Origin of the sequence: Allorhizobium ampelinum S4, from assembly GCF_000016285.1 — a bacterium.
In the GTDB taxonomy this organism is placed as follows: Bacteria; Pseudomonadota; Alphaproteobacteria; order Rhizobiales; family Rhizobiaceae; genus Allorhizobium; species Allorhizobium ampelinum.
Genome location: NC_011988.1, coordinates 1,266,711 through 1,283,187, shown reverse-complemented (window position 1 = coordinate 1,283,187; position 16,477 = coordinate 1,266,711). Strand labels below are relative to the sequence as shown.

Below are 16,477 nucleotides of genomic sequence, written 5' to 3'. Positions count from 1 at the left end.
TTAGGTCAACGATTTCGCGCCATGCGGGAGTGAGATACCATCCACGGCGTTTTCCTTCAGGTCGACACCTGAGAGTTTCAACCGTAAGGCCTCCTTCACCAGCCAGGAAATCTTTTCCGCCGCCGATTCATAAGACAATCCGTCGTCATGAATATTGGAAATGCAGTTGCGCTCACTATCGCGCCGTCCTTTACGCGGCTCAAACGTAATATAAGCGCCAAGACTATCGGGAACGCTAAGACCGGGCCGCTCTCCAATCAGGACGATAGCCACTTGCGCGCCGAAGGCCGCCGCGGCTTCATCACCGAAAGCGACACGCGCCTGCTTTCCAAGGATAACCGGGGCGACTGAAAACCCTCCGAGCCGGCGCACCGTGGCTTCATAGACCGAAACGGCATGGCGCTCCACCGCAGCTGCCGAAAGGCCATCGGCGATGATGAAGGCGATTTCGTAGGTCTTGCCCGGTGCCGGAAGGTCATGGCTGTCCGGCATACGTCCAAGGTCGGGGCGCGTCAGATAGGTCGCCCGATCTTTTGCCAAGGAATGGACCAGCACTGTTTCAATGGGGGCCAGCGCGGTCGCCAGTTTCTCGAAATCCACTTCCCCATGGACGGCATCGCGCGCCCTAGCGTGGGCCAGTTGAAACTCCAGAACGGCCTGTGTTGGCATCGCATCGCCTGCCCGGCCAAGGCCTATGCGCGCCCGAGTGGCGCTGCGAAACCTTGCAAACGGGTCGAAATCGACGGAATTGCTCATGCCGATGCCTTGTAAGATAGAAGGTTACGAGAAAAAGCATTGGATTGGGGCAATGGCGCCAGTCGACCGGACCGATCAATCATCCCCATCCGCTTCAGCCAGGCTTCGAACTCCGGCGCGGGCGGACGGTTGAACTGGTGACGAAGACCGACAATATCATGATAGGACAGGCTTTGATAATTGAGCATGACATCGTCTGCACCCGGCACGGCAATCAGGAAGTTCACGCCCGCTACGGTCAGGAGCACCATCAGGTTGTCCATGTCATCCTGATCAGCTTCGGCATGGTTGGTATAGCAGACATCGACGCCCATCGGCACGCCCAGCAATTTGCCGCAGAAATGATCTTCAAGACCGGCGCGAATAATCTGCTTGGCATCATAAAGATATTCCGGCCCAATGAAGCCGACAACTGTATTGACCAGCAGCGGCTTGACCTCCCGCGCCACGGCATAGGCCCGAACCTCCAACGTCTGTTCATCGACGCCGTGATGGGCATCAGCCGACAACGCGCTGCCCTGCCCGGTCTCCAGATACATGACATTGTCACCAACGGTGCCACGTTTCAACGACAACGCCGCCTCCCGTCCTTCACGTAAAACCGCGAGATCGACGCCAAAACCCTTGTTAGCAGCCTGCGTCCCCGCCACCGATTGAAAGACGAGATCAAGCGGCGCGCCTGCCTCGATCGCCTGGATCGAGGTTGTCACATGGGTCAGGACACAGGACTGTGTTGGTATTTCGAAGCGGTCTCTGAGTTTGTCGAACAGATGCATCAACCTTGTACAGGCTTCGAGATTATCACTGGCCGGATTGATGCCGATCACCGCATCGCCAACACCATAGAGGAGACCATCCAAGGTCGAGCCAGCCACCCCCTCCGGATCGTCGGTCGGATGGTTGGGCTGCAACCGGCTGGAAAGCCGGCCCGAAAGCCCGATTGTCGAGCGAAATGCGGTAATAACGCTGCATTTCGCCGCAACCGTGATCAGATCGTGATTACGCATCAGCTTGGAAACGGCCGCTACCATTTCCGGTGTCAGTCCGGGGGCAAGCGCTGCCAAAACTTCGCTTGTTGCCTCATAAGACAGCAGCCAGTCACGAAATTGACCAACAGTCATATGGGAGACAGACGCAAACGCCGCGACGTCATGGCTATCGATGATCAGCCGGGTAACCTCGTCGATCTCATAGGGAATCAGCATATCCTGAAGAAAGGTCTTCAAGGGAAGATCGGCAAGCACATAGCGCGCCGCGACCCGGCGTTCATTGCTGCTTGCGGCGATCCCTGCCAATTGATCCCCGGACTTTGGTGGGGAAGCGCAGGCCATCAGGCTTTTCAGATCGTCGAATACATGGCGTTCCCGCCCAAGGATGATCGAATAAGCTGCCATCACCGTTCTCCTTGCCGGACAGAGCGCGCAAATGCTGCCCGATACGCCTGCCCTTGCCAATCCGCCCTCATGATTATCATGAGGCGGCCGTACGACCTACTGTAAATGCTATAAAGCAAAGTGCATGCCATACGAACAGAAGACCGTCGGGATTCAGGTTCAATATCCGGTCATTTCAAGGTAGCCTGTACCAGCATGACTGCCTGAAAAGCGGATCGGGCCTTCCCAATAAGGAAACGCCAGGGGCATCCAGCTTTGCGCGTTTACGGGCGTGGTGCGGATCGACATGGCTTTTTCGGGCAGTTCCAGTTGCCACTCCACTGGCATGGTGCGACCCGCGACCTGCGTTTGTTTTACCACCGTCAGCTTGAGCGCACCGGGGCGCATTGGCTCCGGCACACCCTGTGGCGTGATCCAGGTGGAGACGGTATAATCGTCACCCTTGCCACGCAGATGATAACCCATCAGTTTTGCGCCGTCATCGAAGTGGAGGGAGAACCAATCCCAGCCTTTCTGGTCGGCGGAAAGAGGCTGCGAAGACCATTCCCGATCCAGCCAAGCCTTGCCCGTCACAGGGACAGGGCCGTCAGGCAGGTTCAAGATACCGTTCACCGCATAGAAGGGCTGGGAATAATAATAGCTCGCCTGCCCTTCCGCTGATTTAACCGAGTAGCCATGATCTCCCTGCGCCACCAGGGGGCCGGTGGCCTGCAGGGCGAGATCGTAGGAAAAATCGGCGCCCTTGGCCTTCATGGTCAAGGAGGACACGACATCGCCAGTTTTTCCGGTCTGTGGTCTTGTCGTGAGCGACCAATCATCGATCCAGGCGGAAAACGGCTCAAGCGCCACGCCCGCCTGACCTATTCCTCCACGCGCAAACTTTTCCGTAGCGTAATGGTGGTCCTTCGTTGTCAAGGCCGCATGGCCCATCCAGATTTGTGGACTGTTCCAGCCCTCCGCCTCGCCCGGTTTCAATGCTGAACGAAACAGCGTCCATTGCACCCCGTAATCGCGCCCGTCCGGCCCGGTCAGATTGGCCGTCACATACCACCATTCGATCCGGTAATTGGGGTGCGGGCCATGATCCATTGGAAACGCAAGCGGTTGGCCTGGCTGCGGCAAGGCGAAACCATCGCCAGCTTTGGCACCAAGACCGGCAAAGCCCTGGGCGAAAACCGGATTACCGCCAAGCAGCAGCGCCAGAACGAAAATCATGAACCGACGAATGTTAGCGTTCATTGGCAAAGACTTTCAATAAATCCGATGGCTTCAATCGGGCAATACCGGCAAGTGGGATCAGTGCCGAGAGCAGCGAGGCCAACAGTGCAAACCCTCCCAACCATAGCCACTGGACTGGAAACACATGCATTGGTAAGCGCCAACCAAAGGCCTCGACATTGACTATCGCCAACAAAACCCAGGCCAGTCCAAGTCCCACCGGCAGCGCGGCAACGAGTGTAAAGCCTGCAAGGATAAGAGTACGGGCAAGCTCCAACCCGGTTATCGCGCGACGGGTCAGACCCATTGCCCAGACCGGAGCGATCTGGGGCAGCCTCATGCCTGACAGCGTCATGAGGCTGGCAAACATCGCAAGCCCCGCGACCCCCAGCGTCAACACATTGAGAGCGGCTGTAACGGCGAAGGTCTTTTCGAAAATCGCCAGTGATCGCGCCTTGATCACCGCTTGATCCACGACGTTGTCGGGCGGCAAGCCGAATTCAGTCATTAAAGTCTCACGCAGCGCGCCGGTCTGTTCTGGCCGTATCCGCAGCCCGAACCGCAAGCGCGAGAGATCGGAAAAACGGCTGACCAATTCCGATTGAGTGACGATCACATCCTCATTGGGATTACCGTAATCGGAATAGACACCGAGAATACGGGGCTTCCAGCCACCGGGCAGCGTGATCTCCTCACCCACCGCCAAGCCCTCGCGGCGCATCATCTGTTCATTGATCAACGCCCCTTCACCTCGGGCCAACCTGTCCCAGACATCCGGCGTGGCGGCAAGCATCGGCCAGTGATCGCGGTAGGTCGCATCATCGACCACGCCATGAATAACCACGGTTTTGCCGCCGACTTCTCCCTGCGCATTCCAGATTGGCAGCACAGCCTTCACCCGAGGGGCAAGCCAGGCCTGCAAACGCTCGGCCTCGTTATCGTTGCGCGCCGTCACGTAAAGCTCAGCGGCCAGTCTTTGATCGAGCCAGCCGACAAAAGTCAGACGAAAGCTGGACACCATGGTTCCAACCCCGACATTGGCCGATAACGCCAGAAGAAGCGCCATCAAGGCCAGGGAAAGGCTGGGCAATTGCTGGCGGGTATCGGCCCAGAACCATTGCCACACCGGTCGCTTTGCCAAGGACTGCATCAACCGCAGCACGGGCACCAGAATGACCGGCAAGGCCAGGGCCGAGGCCAGCAAGAGCGCTCCCAAAGTGGCAAAACCAGCCACCAGACCATGACCAAATTTCATCAAGATCAGCGTTACCGCAAATAGTACGGCGGAAGCCAGTGCCTGGAGAAACCAGGCTCGTTCCGAAGCCATAGCCCAGGCGCGCGGCTGGGCCGGGGCCAGCAGAGGCATGCGCCAGACCTGCCAGAGACTTTGCCCGGCGGACGCCAGCGTGCCAACAACCGCAATACCGATGCCTGTCACCCACCATTGGGGCCGAAAAGCCAGCGTACCAGGAACATCGGCGCCATAAAGGCCCCTGAGTGTCAGTGCCACATCCGGCAGCAAGACAGAGGCTACGACATAGCCAAGCGCCACGCCCGCGACGCCCGCAGCCAATGCAAAGACCAGCAGTTCCATGAAAAGCAGGAGCATCAAGGCGCTGGCCGAGAGACCAAGAGATCGAAGCGTGCGAAAGGTGGGCCGCCTCTGTTCGAAAGCCAGCCGCACCGCCGCATAGACGATGAACAGTCCGACCACGAAAGACAGCAGTCCGAAGGCCGTCAGGTTGAGATGAAAACTGTCCGTTAATCGTGCAAGATCCCCTTCGCCATCAGGGGATTTCAAGCGCAGCTCAGGCGCCAATGCCGCCAGTTGCTGTTGCGAAATCGGCTGTTCCGGCGAGACGATCAGCCGGGTCAAGCCATCGCGTTGTGCCAGCAAGGCTTGCGCCCTGCCGATATCGGTAAACCCAGTTGCAAAAGGCAGATCCTTGACGATATCAAGTGGCGGCAGCGATTGCCCCTGAAGGGCATCCGCGGTCGCTTGCGAAACCGCAATCTGCCCTGGGGGCAGCAGGAAACGATTGATATTGCCATCACCGCGCAGATCGACTGGCTGGGCGACCGACGGGATCGTTAGGGGATCTATGCCGATCAACCGCAGGCGAAACGTGCCAAGTCGCATCTCCCCTTCAAGAACCGGGGAAACCAGCAGCCCCGCCCGCCGCAGCGCGACATAGGTCGAGATGGGGATGGGCCTGCCATCTTTCCTTTGGATATCAGACAGGCGATTTTGCCCCAGCATGGCAGCGGCCCGCGCATAAGAAGCCCGCGCCTCGGCATTGATCGCCTGCACCCCCGACCAAAGTGCTGTTGCCAGCGACAAACCGAGAAGCAGCATGGCCAATTGAAGCGGCTTGCGCCGCCAATGCGACAGCAAAGCCAGAAAAGCGGTGCGCAGCATCAGGCCACCCGCCCGGCACGCAAATGCAAGTTTTCATCCAGCATGGCAGCCAATCGGGGTGAATGTGTCACCATCAACAGGGCCGCACCCGTCTCCCGCACCAGAGATAACATCAAAGCCATGACCGCATTGCCCGTCTCTTCGTCGAGATTTCCCGTCGGCTCATCGGCCAGAACCAGTTTTGGCCGGACAGCAAGTGTCCGACCGATGGCGACGCGCTGTTGCTGGCCGCCGGAGAGCTGCTCGGGATAGCGCGACAGAAGCGCCGCAAGCCCAAGGCGTTCCGTCAATTCCGTCTGCCATTGCCCATCGTAACGCTCACCCAGCCGGGCATGAAAGGCCAGATTGGCCCGCACATCCAGCGAGGGGATCAGGTTGAACTGCTGAAAAATCAACCCGACTGTGCCACGCCGCAACCGGGCGCGACCTTTATCATCGAGCGCATCGATATCTTCCCCATCCACGCAAAGCTTCCCGGCATCGGCGCTGTCCAGCCCGCCCGCCAGATGAAGCAATGTACTTTTTCCGCTGCCAGATTCCCCGGTCAATGCCATGGTTCGCCCTGCGGCCAGGGTCAAGCTGACACCTTTGAGAACCTCCAAAGGACCTTCCGATGTGCGGTATGTTTTTTTTACGGCATCCAGTACCAGCACCATCAGCTTATCCAGTCGTTTGCATGCTCATCAACGCGAAACCATAATCCGTCTGGCGGATATGGCGCTAGAGGGCAGCCGGGAAAGGCTTACTTAGAAATTTAGACCCCGCCAAACCAAAGCGCCAGGGGTGATCGACAGCTTTGGTAATGCCAATGCGAGGACCGATCGCCACGCTTGGACGGATTTTGGCAGGCTCAAGCTGAAATGGTGGCAGGGCGAGAGGCAAGCCATTGTGTTGAACGGTTATGCCCAATGCCTGGGCCAAACGGCCCGGACCTGCACATAGAAAACGCGGCGCCACGTTGCCACGCCGCGCTTGCATGACATCCAAGCCGTGGCTTGGCGCGAGCGCCCGGATCAAAACCGCACTGCCGGGTCGGCAAACGATGTTCAAGCACCAGTGGATGCCGTAGGAACGGTAGACATAGATATGTCCGGCTGGACCAAACATCGCATTATTGCGCGGTGTGAGCCCTCGAAAGCTATGGGATGCCGGATCGTCACGTTCATAGGCCTCGGTTTCGACGATCATGCCGCCGACACCCCCCACGAAAAGCTCGGCGCCAATCAGGTCGCGGGCAATATCGACAGCACTGCTGTTGAACTCCATCATGGCCTAGTGCTGAACTTTTCCACCTTTGGGACGCTTCTAAATACCGGTCAGGCGAATTCCACGCCGATTTCCGTTATCTTCCGCCACCGGACGACACAATGGACCTTGCGCCCGCCATCCATCAGTAAATCGAATTCATCGGGAACATTGACAAAATTATCTCCAGCCAGCTTCGCGCCACCGGACGAAATATTCTTGACGGTGCAGCTAAAGGTCGAAAACCCGTTTTTCAAGATTATGCGCGCCGCTTGTAAGGTTCGGACTCGATGATCTCTACGCTTATTCTCCATTTCCAACCCCCGCCGATCCCAGACCTAGACCATCCAGCAGTTATTACAGTTTCATATAATTCCGATCACATCTGACCGGTCTAGCAAGACTTTATTATCTCAGCAAAGTCGTAAATATTTCATCCATCTGCATAGCCATTGCTTTTGGGCTGACTTGATCCAGAAAATGATCCATGGCGCGGCGGGCGCGCAGCCAGTCATTTTTACCATGGGTGCTTCGCGCTCGTTGTAAAACATCGATAATCTCGTCCTCCCCTTCTCCTTGGACGAGATAGGGATAATCCTCACCCAGAAATGCAAGGGCATCGTCCTGAGCCGCATTCACCAGCACATTTGCCCCACAGGCCGCCGCGATCACGCCCTTGGTAAAGGGTTTATAACACCTCGCCAACGTCTCCGTCTGGGGCGCGCGAATGCAGTAATGCAAACTATAGTCACCCATACGTGCGATGATCTGGCGCATGGAATCGCTGAAAGCCGCGTCATGAAAATCGACTGATTTTTCAATTTGAGGCGTCCTGACGGTATTCTTCAGAAAGCCGAAATAACCGGCGCGATAATCGGTACGGCGCTGGTTGCCCATGGCATAGATGCGTTCATCGGCACCATGCAGCAGCAGTCCAACCTGCCCTTTTGCACCAGGCGTGTTTGTCAGCCTGGCACTCATTGCATCACGCGCCATATGTGAACTGGCGAGATGCATATCGACATGATTGAAAACCATCTTATCCAGCGGCGTATCGACATAGTCGAAACATATGCCCCGGCTTCGGCCATGAAGAATTTCCAGCGCCGATGCGCCAATGGAAAGCGCCGCACGCTTGGTAAACACATAAATCGCATCTTTAGGCTGAAGGCTAGCCCATAGCATTTGCAATCCAGGTATTCGCTTGTTCGGCAGGGCCGCCATTTCAAACCGGTATTTGTCGCCGAGATAGGGTCTCGTCAACCTGGACAGTTGAAATGACCGCATGGTCGTACTGCCGAATTTAACCGAGGACCGACGATAGACGAACCTCACTGGATAGAGCATTTCAAAAACCCGCCGCACTATTTTGATCTGTCAGGCGGTGGAATCGCTGCCCAGGACAGACTATTCTCTCCAATACCAAATTCAAGATCTACGACTCGCATCCTTGCCTGACTAGCACCTGAAACATTAAAGGCTGACTTGAGCCTGACAACTCGTCCATAAAAAGGCCAAAACGGCGCTAAAGTCCCAAGGCATCCTTCAATGCCAGACCTTCCCGCACCCGCAAATCCAGATCCGCTTCGATATGATCAATGTGATGCAGCATCAGCGCACTTGCACGCTTGGCATCCCGCTCCACAAGAGCCTCAAGTATCTGTTCATGCTCATTATGACCGCAACTAGACGCACCGGAACCACCATACAGCGCGATGACCAACGATGATCGGGCCACCAATTCATCCATGAATTTTTGCAGGATGGCATTGCCGGCAACTTTGGCCAGCATCAGATGGAAATCGCCCGAGGCCTTTATTTCGGCACGCCTCGCCGCAGGCCCGCGCTGGTGCAGATGGTGTTGTTCATCTTCCAACTGGGCACGAAAAGCGACCAGATCGTCCTCCGTCAGCCGCTCGACAGCCGCCAGCACAATACCAGGTTCAATCATTCGGCGGCAGGCAAACACCTGCACTGCTTCTTCGGGGCTCGGATTGGATACAAAAGCACCCCTATTTCGTTCCGTCTTTATCAGCCCTTCGAATGCAAGCATTTGCAGAGCACTGCGCACAACGGTCCGGCTGACATCGAACAGAAGGCCCACTTCCGCCTCGGAAAGCTTGGTTCCGGGTGTTAAACGCCGGTCGATAATCGCATTTCGTAGGGATTCGCGGATGGTGAACGCACGGTCTTCCAAATTTGAATCGTGAAAACTGATTTTTTCGTCAAGCTTCATAGCGTCACCCGTGCTGATGCCTGCCTTTGTACATTGAACTGACAAACTCGGAAAGTCACTGATTGCTGACAGGCAAGAAATCTATTGCGTACAATTTGACCAATGAATGCAAACAATCGCACGATTTTTGCGCAACAGTGATGACGACCCGAAAAATTCCATGGGTATTCAGTGGAAGCCGACAGGATTTTCTAGGTTTTCCAAAGGCCACAAGCATCTGGCACGTAAGATGCATGTAAAGCAGCGGTCATCAAGGGATCGCAGCATGAAACAAGCCGCCGCCATCGATATTGCCGCCGTTACCAAGGTTTACGGCCATACGACAGCCGTCCACAGCATCAGCCTGAAAATTCCAGCTGGCACCTATTGCTGCCTACTCGGCCCTTCCGGTTGCGGTAAGACATCGACGTTACGGATGATTGCCGGACACGAGACCGTCACAACAGGTGATATCCTGCTGGGCAACACCAACATCACCGATCTCGCGCCCGCCGCGCGCGGCACAGCGATGATGTTCCAGTCCTACGCGTTGTTTCCGCATCTCGACCTCACCGAAAATGTCGCCTTCAGCCTGAAAATGAAGGGCATCGACAAAGCCACCCGCAGCGCCAAGGCGATGGAGATGCTGCAATTGATGCAACTGGAGGCCTATGCGGACCGCCGCCCCGCCCAGCTTTCCGGCGGACAGCAGCAGCGTGTGGCGCTGGCACGCGCGTTGATTACCGATCCGGAAGCGCTTCTTCTGGACGAGCCTTTGTCCGCACTCGATCCGTTTTTGAAAATCCGCATGCGGGCCGAACTGAAGAAGCTCCAGACCTCGCTTGGCATCACCTTCGTGCATGTGACCCATAGCCAGGAAGAGGCCATGGCGCTCGCCGACCTGATCGTTATCATGAACGATGGCCGCATCGAACAGGCTGCCGATCCCCGCACCGTATTCGAGCGCCCGGCCTCAGCATTCGTCGCTCGTTTCATGGGCGATCACAATGTCATTTCAGGCCGAGTCACGAGCGTTTCCGATGAGATCGCGATGATATCAGTCGCAGGCGGGGCGGATTTCGCAGCTTCCGGCAAAGCCGCCATCGGCGAACCCGCCGACATAGCGGTGCGCACTGACCATGTGCGGATTGGCCAGAGCCAGGTCCCGGGCCTCGGATTCACCGGCTCTGTCACCAATGTCGAATATCGAGGTTCCACCGTGAAGCTGATGCTGAGCGGTGCGGGCATTGAAGACTTTACCGCCATCCTGACCGATGCCGCCTTCCACGCACATCCGGTCAAGGTAGGCGAAGCCATTGCCGTTTGCTGGGAGGCCGATGACGCCATTGTTCTCGGCAAACCGGCGCTGAAATAATCAACCAATAACCAGAGGAGAACTTCCATGACTGATACCAAAAAGCCAAAATCCGGCGTGACCCGCCGTTCGCTTTTGAAGACGGGAGCCGCCGCAGCGGGTCTTGCCGCCGGTTCCGGCGCCATCACTGGCTTTCCGACCATCTGGGCGCAGACCAAGATCACCCTTCGTCAATTTGGCACCGGCGTTTCAAACATCAATGCCATCGCCGAAAAGTGCAAGGCCGACCTCGGCATCACCCTGGAAATGACGGCGACGGATTCTGACGCCGCCGCCCAGCGCGCCGTGACCCAGCCGAACTCCTATGACATTGCCGATGTCGAATACTGGATCGCCAAGAAGGTCTTCCCATCAGGCGTCTTGCAGCCGATGGAAGTCAAGAAGCTCAAATATTACGACAAGATCGTACCGCTGTTCATCAACGGCAAACTGAAGCCGGAAAGCGTCATTGCCCAGGGCACAGCGCCACACACCGTCGGCTTCGTCGAAAAGCCCGGCGCGAAAATCTTCGCCAAGGCTCCGACCGAATGGATGACGATGGTGCCGACCATCTACAATGCCGACACGCTCGGCATTCGCCCAGACCTCGTTGGCCGCGACATCACCAGCTGGGCCGATATCATGGACCCCGCTTTCAAGGGCAAGACGTCGATCCTCAACATTCCATCGATCGGCATCATGGATGCCGCGATGATCATGGAAGCCATGGGCAATATCAAATATGCCGACAAGGGCAACATGACCAAGGCCGAGATAGACAAGACCATCGATTTCCTGATCAAGGCCAAGCAGAGCGGCCAGTTCCGCGCCTTCTGGAAAAGCTTCGATGAAAGCGTCAACCTGATGGCTTCGGGCGAAGTCGTCATCCAATCCATGTGGTCGCCAGCCGTTGCCGCTGTCCGCTCCAAGGGCATCGCCTGCAAATATCAACCGCTGAAGGAAGGCTACCGCGCCTGGGGCGGCGGGCTGGGTCTTGCGGCGCATCTGAAAGGCGCGCAGCTCGATGCGGCCTATGAATACATCAATTGGTACACGTCCGGCTGGGTCGGCGGCTACCTGAACCGCCAGGGCTATTATTCGGCCTGCATGGAAACCGCCAAGAACTTCATGTCCGCGGATGAATGGGGTTACTGGATCGAAGGCAAGCCAGCCCAGGGCGACATCATGTCTCCTGAAGGCAAGGTGATGGAAAAGGCCGGTGCCGTACGCGACGGCGGCTCCTTCGAAGAGCGCATGGGCAAGGTTGCCTGCTGGAATTCCGTCATGGACGAGGACCGTTACATGGTTCGACGCTGGAACGAGTTCATCGCCGCCTGATCATATCCATAGAAACCATGTCTTCCCCGTTCGCGGGGAAGACATATGGCAGCCCCGAAGACGACAGGGAGACGAGCGATGGCAACAGTGCGGTTTATAGGCGTCGGCAAACCAAAGCCAAGGCGCGAAATCCGCGTGCCTGCCTGGCTGACAGCCTATCTTCAAGCAGCCCCCCTGGCGCTTATCCTCGGCGGATTTCTACTGTTGCCGATCCTGATGATCGTGATTGTCAGCTTTTGGGATTATGACTTCGCCCAGATGTATCCCGGTTTTGTCACCTTCAATTATACGGAAACGCTTGGTTCCTGGGTCACCTGGAAAACCTATCTAAACACGCTGAAATTCGCAGGCATTGTCTGGCTCCTGACGCTGTTCATCGGCTTCTGGGTCGCCTATTTTCTCGCCTTCCACATCCGTAGCGCCGCCATGCAGAGCGTGCTTTTCCTGATCTGCACCGTGCCGTTCCTGACCTCGAATATCATCCGGATGATTTCCTGGATTCCGGTTCTGGGGCGCAATGGATTGGTCAACCAGGCGTTGGTCGGAACCGGCATCATTCCACAGCCGCTGGAATGGCTGCTTTATTCAGACTTTGCCGTGGTGCTGGCCATGGTGCATCTCTACACCCTGTTCATGGTCACGCCGATCTTCAATACGCTGATGCGGATCGACAAGGCGCTGGTGGAGGCCGCAAGGGACGCAGGTGCTTCGAGCCTGCAAATCCTCACCAATGTCATTCTGCCGCTCGCCAAGCCCGGCATGGCTATCGGCACAATTTTCGTCGTCACTTTGACCATGGCCGATTTCTCCACCGTACAGGTGATGTCCGGTGGCCAGAGCGCCTCGGTGGCGCTGATCATGAAGAACCAGATGTCACTGCTGCAATATCCAGCCGCTGCCGCCAATGCCGTGGTGCTGCTGATCCTCGTCCTGCTGATGGTCGCGGGGATCTTGCGCATCGTCGATATCCGCAAGGAGCTGTAAGCCATGGTCCGGGAAAAACGCAGCCGCGAATTCTATCTGCTCGCTATATTCTTTGCGCTCTTCGTGCTGTTTCTCTATGGGCCGCTTTCGGCGATCCTCATCCTTTCGTTCCAGGGAGAAAATGGTGGCCTGACCTTTCCGCTCAATGGTGTCTCGCTGCATTGGTTCGCCAATCTGTTCGAAACCCAGGCCGTCGGCGATTTTGGCGGCGCCATCAAACGCTCGATCACACTCGGGCTGATGGTGATGGTGGTCACCGTGCTGGTGTCGCTGCTGGCGGGCCTGGCGTTTCGCCGCAAGTTTCATGGCGCGACAGTGTTGTTTTACCTGGCCGTTGCCAGCCTGGTCGTGCCGTCGATCATCATTTCGCTCGGCATTGGTGTGGTCTTCCAGCAATTGGGCTTCCAACCCAATTGGTACAGTTCAGCTTTCGGCGCGCATTTGACCTGGACCCTGCCCTTTGGTGTGTTGATCATGTTCGCTGTCTTCAACCGCTTTTCACCCGCCTATGAAGAGGCGGCCCGCGACCTTGGCGCATCCTCATGGCAAACGTTTCGCTACGTTTTGCTACCGATGATCGCGCCCAGCCTGATCGGCGTTGGCCTGTTTGGCTTCTCGCTCTCCTATGACGAATTCGCCCGAACGCTAATGACGTCAGGAAGCTTCAACACCCTGCCACTGGAAATCTACGGCATGACGACCAATGTCACCACACCGGTTCTCTATGCGCTGGGTACGGTGACGACAGTGTTTTCCTTCCTGGTCATTGCCCTGACGATTTTCCTCATTCGCCGGGTCAGCCGGCCTCGTGGCCATGCCTGAATGGCAACCCTCGATCGGATTTTCATGCGCATTCTGCTTATCAATCCCAATACAACCGCAAGCATGACAGCGACGGCTGCGGACGCGGCCCGCCGCGTTGCCCATGCAGGCACCGAAATCATGCCACGCACCTCGCAGATGGGTCCGGTTTCCATCGAGGGCTATTATGACGAGGCGCTGGCTGTTCCCGGCCTGCTGATGGAACTCGCCGACGGGGAAAAACAAGGCGCAGATGCCGCCATTATCGCCTGTTTCGATGATACTGGTCTTGATGCCGCGCGTGCATTAGCCAGTATTCCCGTCATCGGTATTTGCGAGGCAGCGATTGCCACGGTCAGCTTTATTGCCCAGAAGTTCAGCGTGGTAACGACCATGGAACGGTCTCGCTTGCCCATCGAACACCTCGTTCGCCGCTATGGCGCATCCGACCGCTGCAAGGTGCGCGCCGCCGATATTCCGGTTCTCTCGCTGGAAGATCCCTCCTCGAACGCACGGGACCGGCTGCGGGCGGAGATTGCCAAAGCGCTGGCGCAGGACGATGCGGAAGCCATCATTCTTGGATGTGCCGGTATGGCCGATCTGACGGAAGCCTTGAGCAAGGAATTCGGCGTCCCTGTCATCGATGGCGTCGCCTGTGCCGTCAAGCAGGCGGAGGCCCTGGTTTCCCTCGGACTGCGAACGGTTAAAAACAATGCCTATGCCACGCCCGTCAACAAGCCCTATCTCGGTTTGCTTAAAGCGTTCGAGCCGGCTGTTTTATCGGCAGACAAAGCTGCCGAGAATCAGCAGATAGGTCATTGAAAAAGCGTGCATTTAAAGAGTTCCGCAATACCGATGGAAGTTGGTCCAGAGACTTGCGGCGCAACATGGCTGCCGCTTCCTTGCGATCCACCGCCTTGGAGAAGAGATAGCCCTGCCCCTCCTCGCATCCCAGCCGCAAAAGCAAATCACGCTGCTCCTGTGTTTCGATACCCTCCGCGATGACACGGAAATTCAAACGGTCGGAAATCGACAATAGCCCGCCGACGATGACCGATGCTGGCTCTTCCTCCAGCAACCGGGCAATGAAAGAGCGATCGATTTTGATGATATCGAGCGGAACGGTCAGAAGATGCGTCAAGGACGCAAAACCGGTGCCAAAATCGTCGAGAGCCACAAGCATGCCTGCCTGACGCAATTGCTTGATCTGGTCCACCACATTGCGCTCGCGATTTCCCAGATAAATCGACTCCGTCAATTCAACGACAATTCTATCTACCCCAACACCAACCTTGTCCATTGCGCCGACTATCCGCTCAGTCAGGGAGCCGTCCAGAAAATCGCCCGCCGATACGTTCAAACCGATACGGCCGAACTCAAGTCCGCTGTCCAGCCAATCGCGAGCATCCCGCGCCACATTTTCCAACACGCAAGCCGTCAGCGCCCTGGCCAGATGAACATCACTGGTCGCTTCATGAAAATGCGAGGCGGAGATGATATCGCCGTTACGGCTGGCAAGCCGGCTGAGAGCCTCAAACCCGACCAGGGAACCGGAAGCAAGATCAACCACCGGCTGATAATAGGTCTCGATCCGCTGTTCCCGCAATGCTTCGCTGACCTGCTGGAAAGAGCGGAACCGGCGGGCTATCGTCGAAACTGAACCAACCGAATATTCAACGAACTGACCGCGGCAGCGTTCCTTGGCTTCATAAAGCGCGAAATCGGCATTCTGGCGAACATCGTCAACGCTCTGCCCATTGCGTGCGACCGCACCGCCAATGGTTCCGGCTGGATAAACCGTCTGGCCTGCGCAAATGCAGGGCTCTTTTAGCACGGCCAGGACATGAGCCGCATGGTAGCCGAGATCCACACAATCGACGCCGCGGACGATCACAGCAAACTCGTCACCACCGAGCCTGAAAGCGGTGTCGGAATCCGTCATCGCTTTCAGGCGCAAACCAACGGTGCGGATCAGGTCATCGCCAGCCTGATGGCCGAATGTATCGTTGACCTGCTTGAGATTATCGAGATCCACCAGCAGCAATCCCCATGGATTGCGCTCCACATCTTCATTGATCACGGCTTCATTGAAGCCCGTGCGATTTGGCAATCCCGTCAGCACATCGGTATAGGCAAGCCGCCTGCGCTCCTTCATCCGCAACTCGCGCTCCAAGCCAATTGCGCAAAGATGCACACAGGCAGAAACAATGCTTTCTTCGATTTCGCTCGGACCGCGTTTTTGGCGGAAATAGAAGGCAAACGTACCCAATACCCGGCCATCGGAAATAATCGGCGTTGACCAGCACGCCAGAAAACCCAGTGGTAATGCAAGGCCCTTGAACGCAGCCCAGAACGGATCGTTCTCAATGTCGGTCACCAGGACCGGACGACCGCGAAACGCCGCCGTGCCGCAAGAACCGACACCTTCGCCGCAGACCAAGCCATTGATCGCCTGGGAATAATGCTCGGGAATGGAAGGACCGGCAAGATGCTGAAGGCGCCCTGTATCGTCCAATGTCAAAACGGAACAGACAATATCATTAATAAGCGCCTCAACAGACCAGCAGAGGAAATCAACGGTCTCTGCCAAGGGGTCGCCTCTGGCGATCTTTTCCAAGATCCTGTTTTGCAGCTTGATCAACATATATCCCCATTCCCTTTCACTGACCTAGCTTAACCAATAGGAATTAAGGGGCAGTTACAAATATTCGAACCTTCTTTAATACATGATGTAGCGCAAAAAAACCGGCTGG

15 protein-coding genes are annotated in these 16,477 nt (G+C 56.7%); 5 read left to right on the top strand and 10 right to left on the bottom strand.

All coding sequences use genetic code 11. The annotated features are described in order from the left end of the window. The 9 genes from eutC to AVI_RS22870 all read right to left on the bottom strand — a co-directional run bounded on the left by eutC (nt 1) and on the right by AVI_RS22870 (nt 9,268). Entirely contained in the window at nt 1-756 is a 756-nt protein-coding gene (eutC, locus tag AVI_RS22910; RefSeq protein WP_012654498.1) for an ethanolamine ammonia-lyase subunit EutC, read from the bottom strand. Next, the gene (locus AVI_RS22905; protein ID WP_012654497.1) at nt 753-2,150 is read right to left on the bottom strand and encodes an ethanolamine ammonia-lyase subunit EutB; all 1,398 of its coding nucleotides are present in this window, start codon (nt 2,148-2,150) and stop codon (nt 753-755) included. The genes eutC and AVI_RS22905 overlap by 4 nt, the downstream gene beginning before the upstream one ends. Nucleotides 2,151-2,309: 159 nt before the next feature. Continuing rightward, the gene (locus AVI_RS22900; RefSeq protein ID WP_012654496.1) at nt 2,310-3,389 is read right to left on the bottom strand and encodes a lipocalin-like domain-containing protein; all 1,080 of its coding nucleotides are present in this window, start codon (nt 3,387-3,389) and stop codon (nt 2,310-2,312) included. Beyond that, on the bottom strand, nt 3,379-5,787 hold the full coding sequence (locus tag AVI_RS22895; protein ID WP_012654495.1) for an ABC transporter permease: 2,409 nt from the start codon (nt 5,785-5,787) through the stop codon (nt 3,379-3,381). The genes AVI_RS22900 and AVI_RS22895 overlap by 11 nt, the downstream gene beginning before the upstream one ends. After that, nucleotides 5,787-6,443, bottom strand: a complete 657-nt coding sequence (locus AVI_RS22890; protein ID WP_012654494.1) for an ABC transporter ATP-binding protein — start codon at nt 6,441-6,443, stop codon at nt 5,787-5,789. The genes AVI_RS22895 and AVI_RS22890 overlap by 1 nt, the downstream gene beginning before the upstream one ends. Before the next feature lie 64 nt (nt 6,444-6,507). Beyond that, complete coding sequence (locus AVI_RS22885) at nt 6,508-7,056, bottom strand: DNA-3-methyladenine glycosylase (RefSeq protein ID WP_012654493.1); 549 nt, start codon at nt 7,054-7,056, stop codon at nt 6,508-6,510. Nucleotides 7,057-7,103: 47 nt separating this feature from the next. Next, on the bottom strand, nt 7,104-7,346 hold the full coding sequence (locus tag AVI_RS22880) for a PilZ domain-containing protein (protein ID WP_041698735.1): 243 nt from the start codon (nt 7,344-7,346) through the stop codon (nt 7,104-7,106). Nucleotides 7,347-7,440: 94 nt separating this feature from the next. Further along, on the bottom strand, nt 7,441-8,379 hold the full coding sequence (locus AVI_RS22875) for a hypothetical protein (RefSeq protein WP_041698733.1): 939 nt from the start codon (nt 8,377-8,379) through the stop codon (nt 7,441-7,443). A gap of 178 nt (nt 8,380-8,557) precedes the next feature. Then, nucleotides 8,558-9,268, bottom strand: a complete 711-nt coding sequence (locus AVI_RS22870) for a GntR family transcriptional regulator (protein ID WP_012654491.1) — start codon at nt 9,266-9,268, stop codon at nt 8,558-8,560. Between the two features lie 265 nt (nt 9,269-9,533). Between AVI_RS22870 and AVI_RS22865 the strand changes: the two genes are divergently transcribed. The 5 genes from AVI_RS22865 to AVI_RS22845 all read left to right on the top strand — a co-directional run bounded on the left by AVI_RS22865 (nt 9,534) and on the right by AVI_RS22845 (nt 14,546). Continuing rightward, entirely contained in the window at nt 9,534-10,622 is a 1,089-nt protein-coding gene (locus AVI_RS22865; protein WP_041698731.1) for an ABC transporter ATP-binding protein, read from the top strand. 27 nt (nt 10,623-10,649) lie between these two features. Then, nucleotides 10,650-11,939 carry an ABC transporter substrate-binding protein gene (locus AVI_RS22860; protein WP_012654489.1) on the top strand — a complete coding sequence of 430 codons (1,290 nt, stop codon included), beginning with the start codon at nt 10,650-10,652 and terminating at the stop codon, nt 11,937-11,939. A 78-nt stretch (nt 11,940-12,017) separates the two neighbouring features. Beyond that, entirely contained in the window at nt 12,018-12,923 is a 906-nt protein-coding gene (locus tag AVI_RS22855) for an ABC transporter permease (protein WP_012654488.1), read from the top strand. Between the two features lie 3 nt (nt 12,924-12,926). Continuing rightward, nucleotides 12,927-13,745, top strand: coding sequence for an ABC transporter permease (locus tag AVI_RS22850; RefSeq protein WP_012654487.1), 819 nt, complete (start codon nt 12,927-12,929; stop codon nt 13,743-13,745). 24 nt (nt 13,746-13,769) lie between these two features. After that, complete coding sequence (locus tag AVI_RS22845; RefSeq protein WP_012654486.1) at nt 13,770-14,546, top strand: aspartate/glutamate racemase family protein; 777 nt, start codon at nt 13,770-13,772, stop codon at nt 14,544-14,546. On the opposite strand, the gene AVI_RS22840 is transcribed toward AVI_RS22845, so the two are convergent. Continuing rightward, the gene (locus tag AVI_RS22840; protein ID WP_012654485.1) at nt 14,479-16,368 is read right to left on the bottom strand and encodes a putative bifunctional diguanylate cyclase/phosphodiesterase; all 1,890 of its coding nucleotides are present in this window, start codon (nt 16,366-16,368) and stop codon (nt 14,479-14,481) included. The two genes, AVI_RS22845 and AVI_RS22840, sit on opposite strands and share 68 nt — an antisense overlap. Nucleotides 16,369-16,477: the final 109 nt, after the last annotated feature.